This is a genomic window from Lentzea sp. NBC_00516 (assembly GCF_036346835.1).
GTDB classification, from domain to species: domain Bacteria; phylum Actinomycetota; class Actinomycetes; order Mycobacteriales; family Pseudonocardiaceae; genus Lentzea; species Lentzea sokolovensis.
The window spans coordinates 6,187,350-6,204,651 of sequence record NZ_CP107840.1; the positions used below are offsets into that span (position 1 = coordinate 6,187,350).

The window sequence follows — 17,302 nt, forward strand, 5'->3', positions numbered from 1 at the left end:
ATGTGCCATACGCGCCCCGAACCGGCACATCGTGGGCAGCACGGTAAGAACCCGTGGAGGTGGCGGTCACTACCTGAGAGGGGGATCGTGACCCAATGGAAACAGGTTGTTGCAGGCCGCAATGGCCCGATTACCGGGCGCCAACGTTCGTTGACCGGGCGCGCGGAATTCTGTCAACGAGAACGGCCGAAAGTAGCAACGCGAAAAGGATTCGCGCAACGGGATTTCCCACCCGCCGGCTACTTGTCGAGACGCCGCCATTCGGGTGCACCGCTGAGCACGCCCGCGAGGGGTGCCCCGGTGTCGACGCCTGAAACCACCGACGGCAGAACTCCGAGCAGATCGACGATCTGGAACAGCGGTACCGAAACGGCCTGGGCCGCGATCAACGGCTCGACGCGGGCCAGCACGTCGGACACCAACGTCCTGCCGTTGAGCGCGGCGTCGATGTCGGCCTGAATCGCCGGGTCGCAGAAACCGGCGATGTTCTGCGGGCTGGGCGTCGACCCGTCCGGAGCGTCACCGGCGCACCCGTACTCGCTCGCGAGCGCCGCCGCCGTGTCGCCCGCGTCCACCCTCGGGACGACGGCGATGTCGATGTCCTTCTCGGTCAGCTGCTTGCTGAAGAGGTCCTCGGCGGCGGGCGTGACGACCTCGGAGTCGATGCCCCGGTCCTTGAGCTGAGCCTTGATCCGGTTCGCGATGCCGGCGTACGGCTCGACCTTCTCCGGCGCCGCGATCCGGAGCTTGAGCGCCTTGCCGGACTTCTGCCACTCGGTGCCGGCCTTCACATACCCGGCCTCGGTCAGCAGCTGGTCGCTCGCCGACGCGTCGAGCGTGTTCGCGGTGATCGTCTTCACGTACCCCGCGCGGCTGGGCGGCACCACGTACGAGTCGGCCCGGAACGGCGTGCTCGGCCCGCTCTGCGTCCCGGACGCGATGAGCGCCTCACGATCGAGCGAGGCCACGATCGCCTTGCGCGTCTTGACGTCCTTGAGCTGCTCGCTCGCGGGCCGCAGCAGCACCTGCACGACCTCGTTGCGCGGCACGGGTTTCGTGGTGACGTCCTTGATCGACTGGAACAGGTTCACGTCCGCCGCGTCAGCCCGGAGAAGCGCGGCCTGGTTGTCGCCTTTGGACAGTGACTCTGCCATCGCGCTGTGCGTGGCCCTGCGGATGACGACCCGGTCGAGCGTCGTCGGCGTCTCCCAGTACCGGTCGCTGCGTTCGAGCACGACCTCACCGCGCGGCTCGTCGAGGCTGCGCATCTGGAAAGGTCCGGCGGTGGCGGGAAAGCCGGTGGACAGCACGTTCGACCACGTACCGGGCGCGTCCTTGAGCAGGTGCGCGGGCAACAGGTTCGAGAAGAGGCTTCGCCACCCAGGGAACGGCTTGCCGAACGCGACCTCGACGACCTTGCCGCCCTCACGCGCGCTGATGTTGTTGATGAGCCGGTAACCCGCCGGATCCACAACACCGGGTTCCGTCCGCATACGCTGCCAGAGGTAGTAGAAGTCCTCGGCGGCGATGGGAGCGCTGTCCGACCAGCTGGCGTCCTTGCGAATCGTGTAGGTGACCGTGAACGGCTCTGCCTTGGTGACCTTCGCGCTCACCATGAGGTTCCGGTCGAGCTGCGGAGCGCCGTCGTTGCCGGGCCGGAACGGACTGGGCAGCAGCAACGAACTCAGCGCCGTCGTGATGGGGCTCTGCGCCGCGAGGGCGTGCGGGTTGTAACCGCCGGCCACGTCGTCCACGCCCACCACGATCTCGGTGACCTTGGGCCCGGTGGTGGTGATGACAGGCGCCTCGGACTTCGCGACCAGGGGCGGCGGCGGTGCGTTCGTGCACGCCGCGGCTGTGCCGCACAGAACGGCAGCAGCAAGCACTCCCCCGAGTCGCCTCATGGTCCTCACATTGCCAGAAGGTTGGTGGTGGCGTTCGGGCAACCCGGAATTTGTCACCCGTGCCACTGAAGGGACGTGGCGCGTGGTCGCGGGGTTGCTCGCCCGGTGGGTACTACGGCTCACCTGGTCGAGTGGTTCGACCCGGACACCGTGCGGTTGTGGTGGCTAAACCCGAGGCCCACACGCCCCCACACACGACGAAGGGCGGCCAGGCCATCGCGGCCCAACCGCCCCTGTCGGGCGTTACGTCAGCGTCGTGCTCAGCCGCGCGCCTTGAGACGCGAGCGCTCGCGGCCGCGCAGGTTCGCGTCCAGCGTGACCTTGCGGACGCGGATGACCTCCGGGGCCACCTCCACGCACTCGTCGGACGCGCAGAACTCCAGCGCCTCCTCCAGCGAGAGCTTGCGGGGGCGGGCCAGGGTCTCCATCACGTCGGCCGTGGAGGAGCGCATGTTCGTGAGCTTCTTCTCACGGGTGATGTTGACGTCGAGGTCCTCGGCGCGCGGGTTCTCGCCCACGACCATGCCCTCGTAGGCGTCAGCACCCGGCTCCACGAAGAACGTGCCGCGGTCGGCCAGCTGGATCATCGCGTAGGCGGTGATGGAGCCGGTGCGGTCGGCGACCAGGGAGCCGTTGTGGCGGGTGCGGATCTCGCCCGCCCACGGGGCGTAGCCCTCGGAGACGGCGTTCGCGATGCCGGTGCCGCGGGTCTCGGTGAGGAACTCCGTGCGGAAGCCGATGAGGCCACGCGACGGAACGACGTAGTCGAGCTTGATGCGGCCCGTGCCGTGGCCCGACATGTTCTCCATGCGGCCCTTGCGGTTGGCCAGCAGCTGCGTGACGGCGCCGAGGTGCTCCTCGGGGCAGTCGACGGACAGGCGCTCGAACGGCTCGTGGATCTTGCCGTCGACCATGTGCGTGACGACCTGCGGCTTGCCCACGGTGAGCTCGAAGCCCTCGCGGCGCATCTGCTCGACCAGGATGGCCAGCGCCAGCTCGCCGCGGCCCTGCACCTCCCAGGTGTCCGGGCGCTCGGTCGGGAGCACCTTCACGGACACGTTGCCGACGAGTTCGGCGTCGAGACGCGCCTTGAGCACGCGGGCGGTGAGCTTCGTGCCGCCGTTGCGACCGGCCAGCGGCGAGGTGTTCACACCGACGGTCATCGAGATGGCCGGCTGGTCGACCGTGATCCGGGGCAGCGCCTCGGGGGTCTCGGCGTCGGCCAGCGTGTCACCGATGGTGATCTCCGAGATGCCGGCGATGGCGACCAGGTCACCCGCACGGGCGAACTCGGCCGGGACGCGGTCCAGCGCCTCGGCGATGAGAAGCTCGGTGATGCGGACCTTGACCGGCTCGCCGTCCTCGCGGCACCAGGCGACGGTCTCGCCCTTGCGCATCGTGCCCCGGTGGATGCGGCACAGCGCGATGCGGCCGAGGAACGTCGAGGCGTCGAGGTTCGTGACCAGCGCCTGCAGCGGCCCGTTCACGTCGACGTGAGGGGCGGGGATGTGGTCGAGCAGCACCTGGAACAGGACGTCCAGGTTCTCCTCGTCCGGCTGGCCGCCGTCCTCGGGCTGGTTCAGCGACGCACGACCGGAACGCGCGGAGGCGAAGACGACCGGCAGGTCCAGCACGGACTCGTCGGCGCCCACCTCGGTCGCGAGGTCGAGCAGCAGGTCGTGGGCTTCCTCGACGACCTCGGAGATCCGGGCGTCGGGGCGGTCGACCTTGTTGACCAGCAGGATCACCGGCAGGCCGGCCGCGAGCGTCTTGCGCAGCACGAAGCGCGTCTGGGGCAGCGGGCCCTCGGACGCGTCGACCAGCAGGACGACGCCGTCGACCATCGACAGCGCGCGCTCGACCTCACCGCCGAAGTCGGCGTGGCCGGGGGTGTCGACCACGTTGATGATCACGTCGCCGTCCGGCGTGTGCCTGCGCACAGCCGTGTTCTTGGCGAGGATCGTGATGCCTTTTTCGCGCTCGAGCTCGCCGGAGTCCATGACCCGGTCGACGAGTTCGGCACGCGCGGAGAAGGCGCCGGACTGGCGCAGCATGGCGTCAACCAGGGTGGTCTTACCGTGATCGACGTGCGCGACGATCGCGACGTTTCGCAGGTCAGTTCGCGTCTGAAGGGCAGACGCGGTGGCCGTGGGCACGCGGAACTCCTAGAGCTTCGAAGGCGTTGGAGGGGCTCGCGCCAGACACGTCGATGCGCACAGCCGTTTCCGATACTACCGGCTGCGTCGCCATTACCACACAAGACTGCCAGTGAAGTGAGCCTCACCTACTCTAGCCAAACGTGTCGGAGTGGAGTGCAACCAGTGGGTAAGAAGCTCAAGAAGAAGTGCTGCCGGTCGAAGCCCCAGTGCAAGCGCTGCCCGGTCCCGTTCCTGCTCAAGGAGCGTGACAAGGCCAGGAAGAAGGCTGCCAAGAAGGCCGCGAAGGCCGCCAAGAAGGCGTTGAAGAAGGCGGCTTGAGCATCGCCGAGGTCCGCGCGCATCTGGACAGGTCACTAGAACTTCTCGAGCGTCACTCGATCGAGAGCGCGAAGGCCGACTGGCCTGCCCCGCGTGCCGAAGCTCACGTCGCCACCGCCTCGGCGAACGGGCCCGAGGACACCGGTGAAGCGATCCGTCACGTGATCGCCACCCTCGGCAACCCGCACACCCACCTGATCACGGCCCAGCGGGCGGCCTCGCCTGCACGGCGAACCGTTCCGACCGGTCGGTTGCTCGGACCAACCGGTCGGTCGCTTGAGCCGACCGATCAGTTGCCTGGGTCGACGGGTCGGTCAGTCGAACCAACCAGTCAGTTACCTGGGTCGACGGGTCGGTCAGTCGGGCCAACCAGTCGGTTACTTGGGCCAACCAGTCAGTTGCCTTGGTCAACCGGTCGGTCGATCGGACCAACCAGTCAGTTATCTGAACCAACTGGTCGGTTGCTCGAACCAACCGGCCAGCTATCTGGACCGACCGGATGGTTGCTTCCGCCCGAGACCGACTCCCGTAACGGCAGGGCGTACGTCACCGCCGGTCTCACCCTCCTGCGTGGCTTGATCGCGTGCGGGCCGACCGGCTGGGTGGTGGACCTGCGCGGCAACCGGGGCGGCGACAAGCACCCGATGCTCACGGTGGTCGCCCCGCTGCTCGGCGAGGGCGAGAGGGGCAGGTTCATCGGCCAAGACGGCGAAGCGACGGGCTGGGGCGTCCGCCGCGGCCACGTCTATAACGGCGGCAACACGGCGTTCCGGTGGCGAAGGATCCCGGCCGCCCGCACCGGCAGGACGTACCGCAACGAGCCGATCGCCCAGCACGAACACGCGACGAACCCAGACGACACCCACGATCGCGTGCTCAACACCGCGATCGCCTGGCTCGCCTCAAGGGCCTAGTGCTGGAGCACGGCCTCGTTCAGCTTCACGAGTTCCGGCGCCGTCCGAGTCGCCTCGAACTCGCAGATCTCGTACTTCACCAGTTTCTGCTCGGCCCACGGGTCCGTGGCGAGCAGCGCCTCGAGCTTGCCCCGGGGCATGGGCCGCGTGATGATCACGCCGCCCGTCCTCGGCACCTGACGCCCCGAGGCGAGGAACAGGCCCCGCTCGTACTGCTTCTCGACCCAGGCTCGGTGGTCGGGCAGGGCGTAGTCGATCTGTTCCAGTGGCGCGGCGTACTTGAGCAGCACGATGAACATTCCTCGACGGTAGCCCTATACTGGGCGACGTGCGCACTCTGAACGCCTTCTGGTGGGCCGCCTTCAGGCGGCCGGAGTAGCTGCGCGCAGACATCACCGCTGACGCGTACACAGGCCGCCCCGACGGGCGGCTTTTTTGATGCGTTCGTCCGGGGCGGTCCTTCGAACGGAAGGACCAGCAAAATGATCCGTCTCTCCGCCATCACCCCGTCGGGCCAGCCCACCTTGGGCAACTACCTGGGTGCGCTGCGCACGTGGGCTCGTGAGGGCACCCACGAGGACGTGTACTTCATCAGCGACCTGCACGCGATGACGTCGTCGCACAATCCACAACGTCTGCGATCCCTGACGCGCGAACAGCTCGCCGTTCTCATCGCGTCCGGCATCGACCCGGCGAGCGTGTGCGTGCAGAGCGATCTGATCCGCGAGCTGGGGGCGCTGAACTGGGTGCTGGAGTGCACCTGCACCTATGGCGAGGCGGCGCGCATGATCCAGTTCAAGGAGAAGTCGCTGGGACGGGAGTCGGTGCGGCTGAGCCTGCTGACCTATCCGGTGCTGATGGCCGCGGACATCCTGTTGCAGGGCACCGCGGAGGTCCCGGTCGGCGAGGACCAGCTCCAGCACGTCGAACTGGCCCGTGCGCTCGCCCGGCGCTTCAACCACGCCTACGGTGACGCGTTCATCGTGCCGACCGCGGTGGTGCCGAAGGTGGGGGCGCGCATCAAGGACCTCTCGGACCCTGCGCGCAAGATGGACAAGTCGGCGCAGAACTCCGCGGGCGTCGTCTTCGTGCTCGACGAGCCGGACCTGGTGCGGCGCAAGGTCCGCAGGGCCGTCTCGTCCACCGAGGGCATCGCGAACCTGACCGAGATCCTCAGCTCCTGCACCGGGAAGGAGCCGGAGGACTACACGAGCAGGTTCTCCGACCTGAAGGAGGTCGTGGCCGAAGCGGTGATCGAGGAGCTCAAGCCCGTGCGCGACCGCACGCTGGAGCTGCTCGCCGACCCGGCCGAACTGGACAGGATCAGGGAAGCCGGTGCGGAACGGGCCCGCGACCGCGCCCAGCACCGGCTGAACGCGGCCCTGCGCCTGTCCGGACTCAGTTGAGGAGCTGCTGAAGGGCCGGCACCAGCACCCGGTCCGCCGGCAGCCAGTCCAGGCCGGCCAGCTCGCCGGCGGTGAGCCACCGGACAGCGTTGTGCTCCAACGCTTCCGGCTCACCGTCGGCGAGCTCGGCCGCGAAGATCCGCAGCACCATGTCCTTCTTCAACGGCACGTCCGGCCCGATGTGCTCGCCGACGACGATCGTCACACCGAGTTCTTCCACGCACTCGCGCACCAACGCGTCCGCGGGCTTCTCGCCGGGCTCGACCCGGCCACCGGGCAGTTCCCACTGTCCCGCATGGCTTTCCGGGTAGGACCGCTGCTGCGCCAGCAACCGTCCGTCCCGGACGATCGCGGCCCCCACCACGACCCGCGCCGCCCGCAGCTCCTCACACCTCCGCGCGAGCAATGCCGAGCGCTTCTCCAGCACCCGCAACGCCATTCCGCGCCCGACCGTCATGTCCGCGAACCGCCCTACGGCGCCGCGCACGGAGGTCCAGCTCACCCGGTCGACCACCATCGTCCCGGCCCCGGTGGCCACGAGATCCGTGTGCAGCTCCAGGAAATCGCCGGCGGCCGACACACCGGACAGATCAGCTCGGGTGACCGTCAGCCGGACCCCGAACGGCCCGACGAGCACATCGCCGAGGCACAGCAACGGACCCGGGACCGTCACCCCGAACCCCGTGATCAGCGACGTGTCCAACAGGGCACCCGCAACAGCGGCAACAGGCGCGTCGACCAGCGCCGACGCTCGCAACTCTGGCACCAGAGCTTGCTACCAGGACGGCCAGCGGATCTCCAAACGCGCACCACCGGCAGGTGACTCCGCGGCACGGACGGATCCACGCCGCCGCCCGACGAGATGCGCCACCAGCGCGAGCCCGAGACCGAACCCGCCGGAGCGGCGCCCGCGGTCCTCCTCGACCCGGTAGAACCGGTCGAACACCTTCGTCCGGTGCTCGGCGGGAATCCCGTGCCCATCGTCGTCCACGAGCAACCGCACGTCCCGCCCGACCGGCACCAGCGTCAGCGTGATCGTCGAGTACGCGTACCGGGCGGCGTTGCGCAGCAGGTTGTCCAGCACCAGCTCGACCTCGGACCGCGTGGCCGACACCAGGCACGCCGACGGCGGCGCGGTCAGCCGGACCAGCAGTTCCGTGTCCAGCCGGGAGATCGCGGCCTCGGCTTCCAGCACGAGGTCCACCGCCTCCGCCCGCGCCGGCACCCCGGTGTCCGCCCGCGCCAGTATCAGCAACGACTCCACCAGCGCGCTGAGCCGGATCGACTCCTCGACCACCGACTCCAGCACCTCGATCGAGAAGTCCGGATCCGGATGCGCCACGGCGACCTCGGCCTGCGCCCGCACCGACGCGACCGGCGACCTCAGCTCGTGAGCGGCGTCGCCGGTGAACCGCCGCAACCGGTCCGACGCCTCGTCGCGCCTGGCCAGCAACGCGTTCAGCGCCTCGGCCAGCGCCTGCAGTTCGTCCCGCGCGAGCGGGACCGGCAACCGCTCCCCGTGCGGCAACTCCCCCGCCGCGACCCGCATCCGTTCGACGGGCCGCAACGACGACCGCACCGACAGCCAGGTCGCGATCCCCACGAGCACCGCCACCAGCACCGCCGCGACCGCCAGCCAGCGCGTGCCGAGCGTGTTGGCCTTCCCATAGCCGAGCAACGTGCTCGCGTAGACCTCCAGGCGAGGTGTCCCGTCCCCGGAGAACACCACCTGTCCCCGGAACCTGAGCGCGGACTCCCCGTCCATCCGCAGCACCGGCTCGCCGGACCTCAGGGCCCGGATGTCCTGCGCCGTCAACGGAAGCGGCGGCTGGCCGTCCACCGGCGTCCCGGACACGTCGAGCACCCGCGGCGGCGACTTCTCCAGTTCCTGGTCCACCGCGGTGATCTGGATCAGCCCGATCAACGCCGGCGCCAGCCCGGTGAACGCCAGCAGGCACAGCAACGCCACCCCCGTGGCCACCACGGTGATGCGGAAGCGCAACGTGCGCCGCAACCACCAGCGGCGAGGGTTCACTTGTTCCCCAGCGCGTTGTCCAGGTCCGGGGTCGACGCGATGTACCCGTGCCCGCGAATGGTCCGCACGACCTCCCCTGCCCCCACGGCGTCCAGTTTGCGCCGGAGGTACCCCACGTAGACCTCGACCGCGTTGCGCGTGGCGGCCTGCTCGTCTCCCCAGACGGTCCGCAGCAGTTCGTCCTTGGTCACCACGGACCCCGCCCGCGACGCCAGCACGTCGAGCACCGCGTACTCACGCGGCGAAAGCGACACGTCCTGCCCGGCCCAGGTGACCTCGCGCAGGCCGCGATCGATCACCAGGTGCCCCAGCGTCAGCCTGCGGCGAGCCCCGCCACCGCGTCGGAGCAACGCCCTGACCTGGGCGACCAGCACGACGAAGCTGAACGGCTTGACCAGGTACCCGTCGGCGCCGAGATCCAGCCCGTCCGCCTGGTCGACCTCGCCGTCCTTCGCCGACACCATCAGCACGGGCGTGCGCACCCCGTCGGCCCGCATGCGCTGCAGGATCCGGTACCCGGACAGGCCGGGCAGCATGATGTCGAGCAGCACCACGTCGAAGGCACCGGTCAACGCCACCCGCAACGCCGTGGGCCCGTCGGAGGCGGTGACGACCTCCATGCCCTCCGCGGTCAGCCCGCGTTCCAACGCCCGACGCACGCCGACTTCGTCGTCCACGACCAGCACCCGAGGCTTCACGGGTCACAGCATGCCGCGCGCGACTCCCAGCCGCGCGCAAGATCTCAGCCGACTCTCAGAAAGCGTTCAGCGGCAGGCACAAAACCGCAGGTGGGAGTAGTCTCAGCACCATCTCAGCAACCCACCACCAAGCTATGAGTACAACCCTTGGAGGAGGGGACCACTGATGAACAAGCGAAAGGTGACCCTGGCCGCTGCGGCGGCCGGAGTGATCACCGGTGCGACAGGCCTGAGCCTGCTCGCCATGCCGGCGGGTGCGGGCCAGCCGCCGTCCCTGCCGGACGTCTCCGCGGAGACGCTCGTCGAGCAGGTGCTGACGAGCAACCCGAGTGCGTTCGGCGGAACCGTGGAGGTCGACAACAAGCTCGGTCTCCCGTCGATCGCCGAGATCCCGCAGCTCGCCGACGGCAAGCACAGCGCCAGGATCTGGACGGACGGCAACGGCAAGTTCCGCGCCGCCCTGCCGAACGGCCAGTCCGAGCAGACCATCGTCGACGACGGCACGACCACGTGGTCGTGGAACTCCGCCGACAACGAGGTCACCAAGTCCGAGCACAAGGCAGACCAGCCGAAGCCGGACACCGAGAAGGCCGAGACCATGGACCCGGCCGCGGCGGCCAAGCAGGTCGTCGGGCTGACCAAGGAGTTCAGCGACATCAGCGTCGACGGCACCGCGCGGGTCGCGAACCGTGCCGCCTACGAGCTCGTGCTGACCCCGAAGGCCAGCGAGAAGACCCTGATCCGCGAGGTGCGGATCGCGGTCGACTCCGAGCTCAAGATGCCGCTGCGCGTCGCCGTTCTGACCAACGGCACGAGCGAGCCGGTCGGCCTGGTCGGTTTCAGCGAGATCAACGTCGGCCCGCAGGACTCGAAGCTGTTCGAGTTCACGCCGCCCGCCAACGCCAAGGTCACCACGCCGGAGGCCAAGGAGGAGAAGGGCCGCGACCGCATGCCCGAGATGGGCATCGAGCAGGCGCTTCAGGGCAAGGACCCGCAGATCTTCGGCACCGGCTGGGACACCGTCGTCGGCGCGAGGATTCCGGCGGAGGCCATGACCCAGGTGCCCGCAGAGGCGCAGGGCATGGTCGACAAGTTCACCAAGAAGGTGAGCGGCGCCTGGGGTAGCGGCAAGATCTTCAACACGAAGGTCGCCACGATCCTGATCGCGGACGACGGCCGTGTTGTCGCGGGCGCCGTGCCCGAGCAGGTGCTGTTCGACACGATCGGACAGGTGAAGTGACCACCTCGACCAGCGCGCCGGTGACAGCGCCGTCGAAACACGCTGTCGCCGCGCGGACCAAGGGTCTGCGCAAGGAGTACGGGAGCACGGTCGCCGTGGACCGCGTCGACCTCGAGCTGCCGGAAGGTGCCGTGCTCGGCATGCTCGGGCCCAACGGGTCCGGCAAGACGACCACGATCCGGATGCTGCTCGGGTTGGTCCGCCCCACGCAGGGGGAGATCGAACTGCTCGGCAAACGTCTTCCCGACGGAGCCGAGCAGGTGCTGCCGCACGTCGGCGCGCTGGTCGAGGGTCCGGGGTTCCACCCGTTCCTGAGCGGGCGGGAGAACCTCGTCAGGTGTGCCGCGTTCGAGCCTCTGCTGCCGCGCAAGCAGATCAAGCAGGCGGTCGAGGACGCGATCGAACGCGTCGGGCTCGCGCAGGCGGCCCACCGCAGGTACCGGGGGTACTCGCTCGGCATGAAGCAGCGTCTCGGCCTGGCCGCGGCGCTGCTCGTGCCGCGCAAGCTCGTCGTCCTCGACGAGCCGACCAACGGCCTCGACCCGGCCGGCACGCGGGAGATCCGCAAGATCATCGCGGAGCTGCACGCGTCCGGCAGCACCGTGATGGTGTCGAGCCACCTGCTCAGCGAGGTCGAGGCCACCTGCACGCACGTCGCCGTGCTGCACCGCGGAACCGTTGTGGCGCAAGGAGAGCTGACCGAACTGCTGCAGGCGGGCGGATCGGCGCTCCAGGTGATCACACCGGACGTCGAGAAGGCGCTGAGCGCGTTGCGGCAGGCCAAGATCTCCGCCAGGCCGCTCGGTGACGGCCTGCGGGTCGAGCTCGCGGGGACGAGCGCGCCGCAGGTGATCGAGACGCTCGTGCACGGAGGCGCCCAGGTCTACGAGGCGACGCGCTGGAAGACCGGTCTGGAGGAGCTGTTCGCCCGGCTCACCGAGGCCGAGGAGGCAGAGCGCGGAATGTCCGCTGTGGACACTCTGGACGGGGGACGGCGATGATCACGCGTCAGTTCGGTTCCGAGGTGCGCTGGATGCTGCGCAGGCCGCGGACCCTCATCGGGTTGTTCGGCCTGATCCTGGTGCCGATCATCATCAGCTTCGGCATCTGGACCGCCGGCGACGACGGTGGCGGCGGGCCTGGCCTCGCCGCGATCATCGAGGGCAACGGCATGGTCGTGCCGATCTTCACGTTGTTCCTGTCGCTCAACCTGTTGCTGCCGCTGGTGGCGTCGATCTGGGCGGCGGACGGCCTGGCGGGCGAGGCCCAGCACGGCACGTTGCGCGGCCTGCTGGTCGCGCCGGTGTCCCGAGTGCGGCTGCTGTTCGTGAAGCTGTTCGGCCTCACCGCGATGTCGTTGCTCGCCGTCACGCTGATGGCCGTCGTCGGCATCATCGCCGGCACCGCGTTCCTCGGTTCCGACGGCATGGCGACGCTGTCCGGCACCACCCTCTCGACCGGAGAGGGCCTGCTGCGCATCGGTCTGTTCATCCTGCTGGTGACGTTCCAGATGGTGTCGATCGGCGCGGTCGCCCTCGCCGTCTCGTCCGCCACCGAGCACCCGCTGGTGGTGCAGGCGGCGACCATGGTGACGATCATCGTGTTCCAGGTGCTGGGGCAGTTCAGCTCACTGGACTGGCTGCACCCGTTCCTGATCACCACGGGCTTCCCGGGGCTGATCGACGTGATGCGCGACCCGATCCCGTTGGGGCAGATCGGCGACAGCACGTTGCTCGCCGGGTGCTACCTGCTGATCGGCACGGGGCTGGCGGCGATCCGCCTGATCACCAAGGACAGCTAGCAGTTTCTCCGCATAAGGCCGGCGTTGCTCGCCGGTGGCGAATCCCGGTAGCGGCTTCGACCCGTAGAGGTCGTCGCCGTGGTACCGCGGGATGACGTGGACGTGGAAGTGCCACGCGTCCTGGCCACCGGCGGGCTCGTTGTGCTGACGGGTGGAGATCCCCTCGCAGCCGTACGCGTCCCGCATCGCGACGGCGATCTCGCGGACGACGTCGTGCACGGCATGGCCGTACTCGGCGGGCAGGTCGTAGATGTTCTCGTGGTGCGCGTTGGGGATCACGATGACGTGGCCACGATTGTTCGCCCACCACCCGGACGCGACGAACGCGGTCGCCAGTTCGGTGCGGAGCACAACGTCGCTCTGGCTGTCGATCTCGGTCTCCCCGCCGGCGAGCAGGAAGCAGAACGGGCACTCGTACCCGTCCGGCGCGTGGCTGGTCGTCACCGGAACCCGCCCTCGCTGTTGATCACCTGACCGGTGATCCACTCGGCGTCGTCGGTGCAGAGCCAGGAGATCAGCCTGGCGGCGTCGTCCGGCTGACCCCAGCGGCCGAGTGGCATGCGTTCGCGCACCCACTCCCTCGTCTCCTCGCCCGCGTAACCGGTGTCGGTCGGGCCTGGGTTCACCGCGTTGACCGTGATGCCCTGCCTGATCAGCTGGTGCGACAGCGTCGACATGATCCCCACCAGCGCGCCCTTCGACGCCGCGTAGGCGATCTCGCCCGGCATCGGCCCGAGGTTCTGCCCGGACGTCATGAACACGACACGGCCGCCCGGTGCGCCGTCGTGCTGGCGGGCAAACGCTTGCGCCAACAGGATCGACGACCTCGTGTTCACCGCGTAGTGCGCGTCGATCTTCTCCGCGTCCAGCTCACCCAGCGCGCCGTCGGGCCCGCTGCTCGCGTGGTTGCACACCAGCACGTCGACGCGCCCGAAAGCCTCGACAGCGGCCTCCACCAGGCGGTCGGGCGCGTCCGGCAGGGCGAGGTCGGCACCGGCGTGCTCGACGCGACCGCCGATGCCCGCGATCACGTCCTCGATCGAATCCGCGCCCCACGGTCGCTCGGCGTCGTGCGCGACGTGGTGCTGCACGAACAGGTCCGCGCCCAGCCCTGCCAGCCGCTGCGCGATCGCGTACCCGATGCCCTGGCGCCTGCTCACGCCCGTGACCAGCGCGACTCGTCCTTCGAGAGATCCCATAGGACTCACAGTCAACCGATGCGGGCGACGCCGTCCAAGTCAATTTCGAGCCGGACCCGGTCCCCGATCTCGGTCATCGGCCCCACGGCCTCGTACTCCTCGCCGTCGATCTCCACGAGCAGCCGCACGTGATCGCGCCGGTGCACCCGCTCGACGACCGTGCCCTCCAGCAGGCCGTCCGGGGCGACCCGGAGCGCTGTGGCCCGCAGCCCGACCCGTTCGACATCGAGCCCCACGAACGACCCCGGCACGAACTTGCTGCACCCCAGGAACTTCGCGGTCTCCACGTCCACCGGCGACGACCACACCTCGGCAGGCGGCCCGACCTGGACGATCCGGCCACGCGACATGATCGCCACGCGGTCGGCCAGCGTGAACGCCTCGTCGTGGTCGTGCGTCACCACGAGGGCCGTCGTCGCGGCCTCCCGCAGCAGCCGCGCCAGGTCGACCGCGAGCTGTTCGCGCAACGCCCGGTCCAGCGCAGACAAGGGCTCGTCCAGCAGCAACAACCGCGGTGACGGCGCCAACGCCCGTGCCAGCGCGACTCGCTGCTGCTCGCCGCCGGACAGCTGCGTCACCCTGCGGTCGGCATAGCCTTCGAGCCCGACGAGCTCCAGCAGCGACAGCACTCGCTTGTCCCGCGCCTCGCGTTCGACCCTCTTCATCCGCAGGCCGAACGCCACGTTCCCGGCGACCGTCCGGTGCGGGAACAGCTGCCCGTCCTGGAAGACCAGCCCGAACTCGCGCCGGTGCACCGGAACGCCGGCCAGGTCGGCGGAATCCCACCGGACCGCGCCGGCGGAAGGCTTCTCCAGCCCCGCCACGGTGCGCAGCAACGTCGACTTCCCGCACCCCGACGGCCCGAGCAACGCCACGACCTCGCCGTCCGCCACCGACAGCGACACGTCCGACACCGCGGCCGTCTGTCCATAACGGACGGTGATCGAGTCCAGTTCCAGCGCCATCAGAACTCCCCGCTGCTCGGCACGCGCAACCGCTCGATCAGCAGCACGCACCCGACCGTCACGACCATCAGCAACGCGCACGCCGCGTAGGCCATCTGGCTGTTCAACTCCCCCGGCCGCGACATCAGCCGCGCGATCACGACCGGCAGCGTCGGCGCGTCCGGGCGGGCCAGGAAGCTCGTCGCGCCGAACTCCCCCAGCGCCACCACGAACCCGAACCCGGCCGCCGCCACCAACGACCGCCCGACCAGCGGCAGGTCCACCTCACGCCACACCCGCAACGGTGAGGCGCCCAGCGTCGCCGCCGCCTGCCGCAGCCGTTCGTCGACGGCCCGCAGCACCGGCAGCACCATCCGCACGATCAGCGGCGTGACCACCAGCGCCTGCGCCAGCGGCACCAGCATCGGCGACGTGCGGAAGTCGCCGGGCAACGCGTCCATCGTGATCAGGTAGCCGAAGCCGACCGTCACCGCGGACACCCCGAGCGGCAGCATCAGTGCGGTGTCGAGCACCTCGGAGACGCGACTCCCGGACCGCCGCAACCCGACCAGCACCACCGCCGAGAACACCCCGACCACCAACGCGACGAGCGTCGCGTCGAAGGCCGTCCGCAACGAGTTCACCGCGGCGTCGATCCCGGTCACCGCCAACGTGCCGCGGTCGCCACGGGAGTTCAACGCCACGTACCCGGCGAAGCTCCAGCCGTCCCGAGTGGACAGTGACCGCGTCACCAGTCCGACCACGGGCGTCAGCAACGCCGCCACCACGGCGAAAGCGCCGAGAACCACGTACCACTCGCCGCCGGACGGCCGCCGCGCCAGCTCTTCCCTGCCCCGCAACGCCAGCGCGGTCTCCCTGCGCCGCCGTGCCAGAGCGCCCAGCACCAGCACCGCGAGTACGGCGAGGAACTGCAACAACGACAGAGCCGCTGCCCCGGACAGGTCGAACAGCTCGACCGTCCGCAGGTAGATCTCGGTCTCCAGCGTCCGGTACCGAGACCCGCCCAGCACCAGCACCACGCCGAAACTCGTGGCACAGAAGAGGAACACGACCGCCGCGGCCGACCCGATCGCCGGTGCCAACGCCGGCAGCACCACAGACACGAACGCTCGCGGACGGGAAGCCCCAAGAGCCCGAGCCGCGTCCTCAGCCCGTCGATCCGTGTGCGCCCACAGCCCGCCGACGGTCCGCGCGACCACCGCCACGTTGAAGAACGCGTTGGCCAGCACGATCGGAAGCACTCCGCCGTCCGGCCAGAACGTCCGGAAAGCCAGGCCCACCACCACGGTCGGCAGCACGAACGGCACCATCACCGCGGCCCGGATCACGCCGAGCCCGCGGATCCGGCAGCGTGCCAGCACGAACGCCAGCGGCATCCCGGCGACGACTGCCACGACCGTCGACGCCAGGGCCTGCCCCAGCGTGAACCCGACCAGTTCCCAGGTGTCGCTCTCGACGAGCACCGAGGCCACGCCACCTTCGCGCAGCCCGAGCGACACGATCGCCAGCACGGGCCACGCGAAGAACAAACCCAGGAAGGCCAGCGGCAGCAGCGCCGCCGCCGACCACCCCGTGCGGGAACTCAGCCCTGCACGAGCTTGCGCCACTGCTCGACCCACGCTTCGCGGTTGTCCTTCACCTTGTCCGCGGGCAGGGTCTGCGGATTCGGCGGCAACGGCGCGTCCTTGGCCCACGACTCGGGCAGCGCGACACCCTCACGCGACGGGTAGACGTACATCTGCTCGGCCACCTGGGCCTGGAACTTCTCGCCCAGCAGGAAGTCGAGGACCTTCTGAGCGTCAGCGGAGTTCTTGGCCCCGGACAACACTCCCGCGTACTCGACCTGGCGGTAGCAGGTGTCCAGCACGGCCTTGGTCTTGCCGCCCTCGGCCGACGGCGACGACGCGTACGACACGACGATCGGCCGGTCGCCCTTGGTGGCGGAGAACTCCTGGTTGTAGGCCTCTTCCCAGCCGCTCACGACCTTGACGCCGTTGGCCTTGAGCTTGGTCCAGTAGTCCTGCCAGCCGTTCTCGCCGTACTTGGCGATCGTGCCGAGCAGGAACGCGAGGCCGGGCGAGGACGTGGCCGGGTTCTCGACGACCAGCTTGTCCTTGAACTTCGGGTCGGCCAGGTCGTCGTACGACTTCGGCTCGACGCCGCCGAGCTTGGCCGGGTCGATGTTCAGGCACACGTCACCGACGTCGACGGCCTGCAGGCGGTTCGACTCGTCCGCCTTGTACCGCTGAGCGCCCTTCGAGGCCTCCGGCGAGGCGTACTCGGCGAACACACCCTCCGCCAGCGCACGCGAGGCGAACGTCGAGTCGACGCCGAACGCGACGTCGCCGATCGGGTTCGCCTTGGTGAGCACCAGCTTGTTCGTCAGTTCGCCCGCGTCACCGCTCGCGATCTGCTTCACGGTGATTCCCGAGGACTTCTGGAACTCGTCCAGAACCTCGGGCTTCACGACGAACGAGTCGTGCGTCACCAATGTGACCTCGTGCGTCTGCGGCGCGGTCGAAGTACCGGCCGAACAACCGGTCAGCACCAGAGCAGCGCAAACAGCGAAAATCTTTCTCACGTCAAATCTCTCCCTACGCCGGTATGACCCGGATCAGGTGGACGGTCGAGGGCTTGCGAGCCCTCCTCTCAGCCCGGCGCTT

The 17,302-nt window shown here is 69.2% G+C and carries 16 protein-coding genes and 1 pseudogene; 6 read left to right on the top strand and 11 right to left on the bottom strand.

Going from position 1 to position 17,302, the window contains the following annotated elements; all coding sequences use genetic code 11:
* Window positions 1-239: 239 nt before the first annotated feature.
* Both OG205_RS27795 and typA read right to left on the bottom strand, forming a co-directional pair.
* Window positions 240-1,904 carry an ABC transporter family substrate-binding protein gene (locus OG205_RS27795; protein ID WP_330270970.1) on the bottom strand — a complete coding sequence of 555 codons (1,665 nt, stop codon included), beginning with the start codon at window positions 1,902-1,904 and terminating at the stop codon, window positions 240-242.
* Between the two features lie 260 nt (window positions 1,905-2,164).
* Window positions 2,165-4,060 (bottom strand): translational GTPase TypA, encoded by a 1,896-nt coding sequence (gene typA / locus OG205_RS27800; protein WP_330270971.1) that lies wholly within the window; start codon window positions 4,058-4,060, stop codon window positions 2,165-2,167.
* Between the two features lie 165 nt (window positions 4,061-4,225).
* On the opposite strand from typA, the gene OG205_RS27805 reads away from it, so the two are divergent.
* Together OG205_RS27805 and OG205_RS27810 are read left to right on the top strand one after the other, a co-directional pair.
* The gene (locus OG205_RS27805) at window positions 4,226-4,381 is read left to right on the top strand and encodes a hypothetical protein (protein ID WP_162185756.1); all 156 of its coding nucleotides are present in this window, start codon (window positions 4,226-4,228) and stop codon (window positions 4,379-4,381) included.
* Between the two features lie 503 nt (window positions 4,382-4,884).
* The gene (locus OG205_RS27810) at window positions 4,885-5,295 is read left to right on the top strand and encodes a hypothetical protein (protein WP_330270972.1); all 411 of its coding nucleotides are present in this window, start codon (window positions 4,885-4,887) and stop codon (window positions 5,293-5,295) included.
* On the opposite strand, the gene OG205_RS27815 is transcribed toward OG205_RS27810, so the two are convergent.
* Complete coding sequence (locus OG205_RS27815) at window positions 5,292-5,594, bottom strand: YciI family protein (protein ID WP_285643463.1); 303 nt, start codon at window positions 5,592-5,594, stop codon at window positions 5,292-5,294. The two genes, OG205_RS27810 and OG205_RS27815, sit on opposite strands and share 4 nt — an antisense overlap.
* A gap of 183 nt (window positions 5,595-5,777) precedes the next feature.
* Here OG205_RS27815 and trpS point away from each other — a divergent pair, with 183 nt between their 5' ends.
* Window positions 5,778-6,701: a tryptophan--tRNA ligase gene (gene trpS / locus OG205_RS27820; protein WP_330270973.1), complete on the top strand. Its 924-nt coding sequence runs from the start codon at window positions 5,778-5,780 to the stop codon at window positions 6,699-6,701.
* Here the strand turns inward: trpS and OG205_RS27825 are convergent.
* From OG205_RS27825 to OG205_RS27835, 3 genes are read right to left on the bottom strand one after another with little or no spacing between them, the layout of a single operon-like run.
* Window positions 6,694-7,467, bottom strand: coding sequence for a (deoxy)nucleoside triphosphate pyrophosphohydrolase (locus OG205_RS27825; RefSeq protein ID WP_330270974.1), 774 nt, complete (start codon window positions 7,465-7,467; stop codon window positions 6,694-6,696). The genes trpS and OG205_RS27825 overlap by 8 nt on opposite strands.
* A gap of 9 nt (window positions 7,468-7,476) precedes the next feature.
* Window positions 7,477-8,736, bottom strand: coding sequence for a sensor histidine kinase (locus tag OG205_RS27830; RefSeq protein WP_330270975.1), 1,260 nt, complete (start codon window positions 8,734-8,736; stop codon window positions 7,477-7,479).
* Entirely contained in the window at window positions 8,733-9,434 is a 702-nt protein-coding gene (locus OG205_RS27835) for a response regulator transcription factor (protein WP_330270976.1), read from the bottom strand. The genes OG205_RS27830 and OG205_RS27835 overlap by 4 nt, the downstream gene beginning before the upstream one ends.
* A 166-nt stretch (window positions 9,435-9,600) precedes the next feature.
* On the opposite strand from OG205_RS27835, the gene OG205_RS27840 reads away from it, so the two are divergent.
* Genes OG205_RS27840 through OG205_RS27850 form a run of 3 tightly spaced genes read left to right on the top strand, consistent with a single transcriptional unit; the run spans window position 9,601 to window position 12,475 of the window.
* Entirely contained in the window at window positions 9,601-10,674 is a 1,074-nt protein-coding gene (locus tag OG205_RS27840) for a LolA family protein (RefSeq protein ID WP_330270977.1), read from the top strand.
* Window positions 10,671-11,675 (top strand): ABC transporter ATP-binding protein, encoded by a 1,005-nt coding sequence (locus tag OG205_RS27845; protein WP_330270978.1) that lies wholly within the window; start codon window positions 10,671-10,673, stop codon window positions 11,673-11,675. Before OG205_RS27840 ends, OG205_RS27845 begins: the two co-directional genes overlap by 4 nt.
* On the top strand, window positions 11,672-12,475 hold the full coding sequence (locus OG205_RS27850; RefSeq protein ID WP_330270979.1) for an ABC transporter permease: 804 nt from the start codon (window positions 11,672-11,674) through the stop codon (window positions 12,473-12,475). The genes OG205_RS27845 and OG205_RS27850 overlap by 4 nt, the downstream gene beginning before the upstream one ends.
* A 90-nt stretch (window positions 12,476-12,565) precedes the next feature.
* Here the strand turns inward: OG205_RS27850 and OG205_RS27855 are convergent.
* The 5 genes and pseudogenes from OG205_RS27855 to OG205_RS27875 all read right to left on the bottom strand — a co-directional run.
* A pseudogene (locus tag OG205_RS27855) lies at window positions 12,566-12,961 on the bottom strand (HIT family protein); the annotation flags it as partial.
* Entirely contained in the window at window positions 12,916-13,674 is a 759-nt protein-coding gene (locus tag OG205_RS27860; protein ID WP_330270980.1) for an SDR family oxidoreductase, read from the bottom strand. The pseudogene OG205_RS27855 and the gene OG205_RS27860, both read right to left, overlap by 46 nt.
* An 11-nt stretch (window positions 13,675-13,685) precedes the next feature.
* Window positions 13,686-14,639: an ABC transporter ATP-binding protein gene (locus OG205_RS27865; protein WP_330270981.1), complete on the bottom strand. Its 954-nt coding sequence runs from the start codon at window positions 14,637-14,639 to the stop codon at window positions 13,686-13,688.
* Window positions 14,639-16,246, bottom strand: coding sequence for an ABC transporter permease (locus OG205_RS27870; RefSeq protein ID WP_442916838.1), 1,608 nt, complete (start codon window positions 16,244-16,246; stop codon window positions 14,639-14,641). Before OG205_RS27870 ends, OG205_RS27865 begins: the two co-directional genes overlap by 1 nt.
* Window positions 16,222-17,220, bottom strand: coding sequence for a thiamine ABC transporter substrate-binding protein (locus tag OG205_RS27875; RefSeq protein WP_442916594.1), 999 nt, complete (start codon window positions 17,218-17,220; stop codon window positions 16,222-16,224). Before OG205_RS27875 ends, OG205_RS27870 begins: the two co-directional genes overlap by 25 nt.
* Window positions 17,221-17,302: the final 82 nt, after the last annotated feature.

Coding starts and splice junctions, on each gene's coding strand:
- OG205_RS27850 (WP_330270979.1), top strand. CDS start 11,672: ATGATCACGCGTCAGTTCGGTTCCGAGGTGCGCTGGATGCTGCGCAGG.
- OG205_RS27860 (WP_330270980.1), bottom strand. CDS start 13,674: ATGGGATCTCTCGAAGGACGAGTCGCGCTGGTCACGGGCGTGAGCAGG.
- OG205_RS27840 (WP_330270977.1), top strand. CDS start 9,601: ATGAACAAGCGAAAGGTGACCCTGGCCGCTGCGGCGGCCGGAGTGATC.
- OG205_RS27795 (WP_330270970.1), bottom strand. CDS start 1,904: ATGAGGCGACTCGGGGGAGTGCTTGCTGCTGCCGTTCTGTGCGGCACA.
- OG205_RS27865 (WP_330270981.1), bottom strand. CDS start 14,639: ATGGCGCTGGAACTGGACTCGATCACCGTCCGTTATGGACAGACGGCC.
- trpS (WP_330270973.1), top strand. CDS start 5,778: ATGATCCGTCTCTCCGCCATCACCCCGTCGGGCCAGCCCACCTTGGGC.
- OG205_RS27815 (WP_285643463.1), bottom strand. CDS start 5,594: ATGTTCATCGTGCTGCTCAAGTACGCCGCGCCACTGGAACAGATCGAC.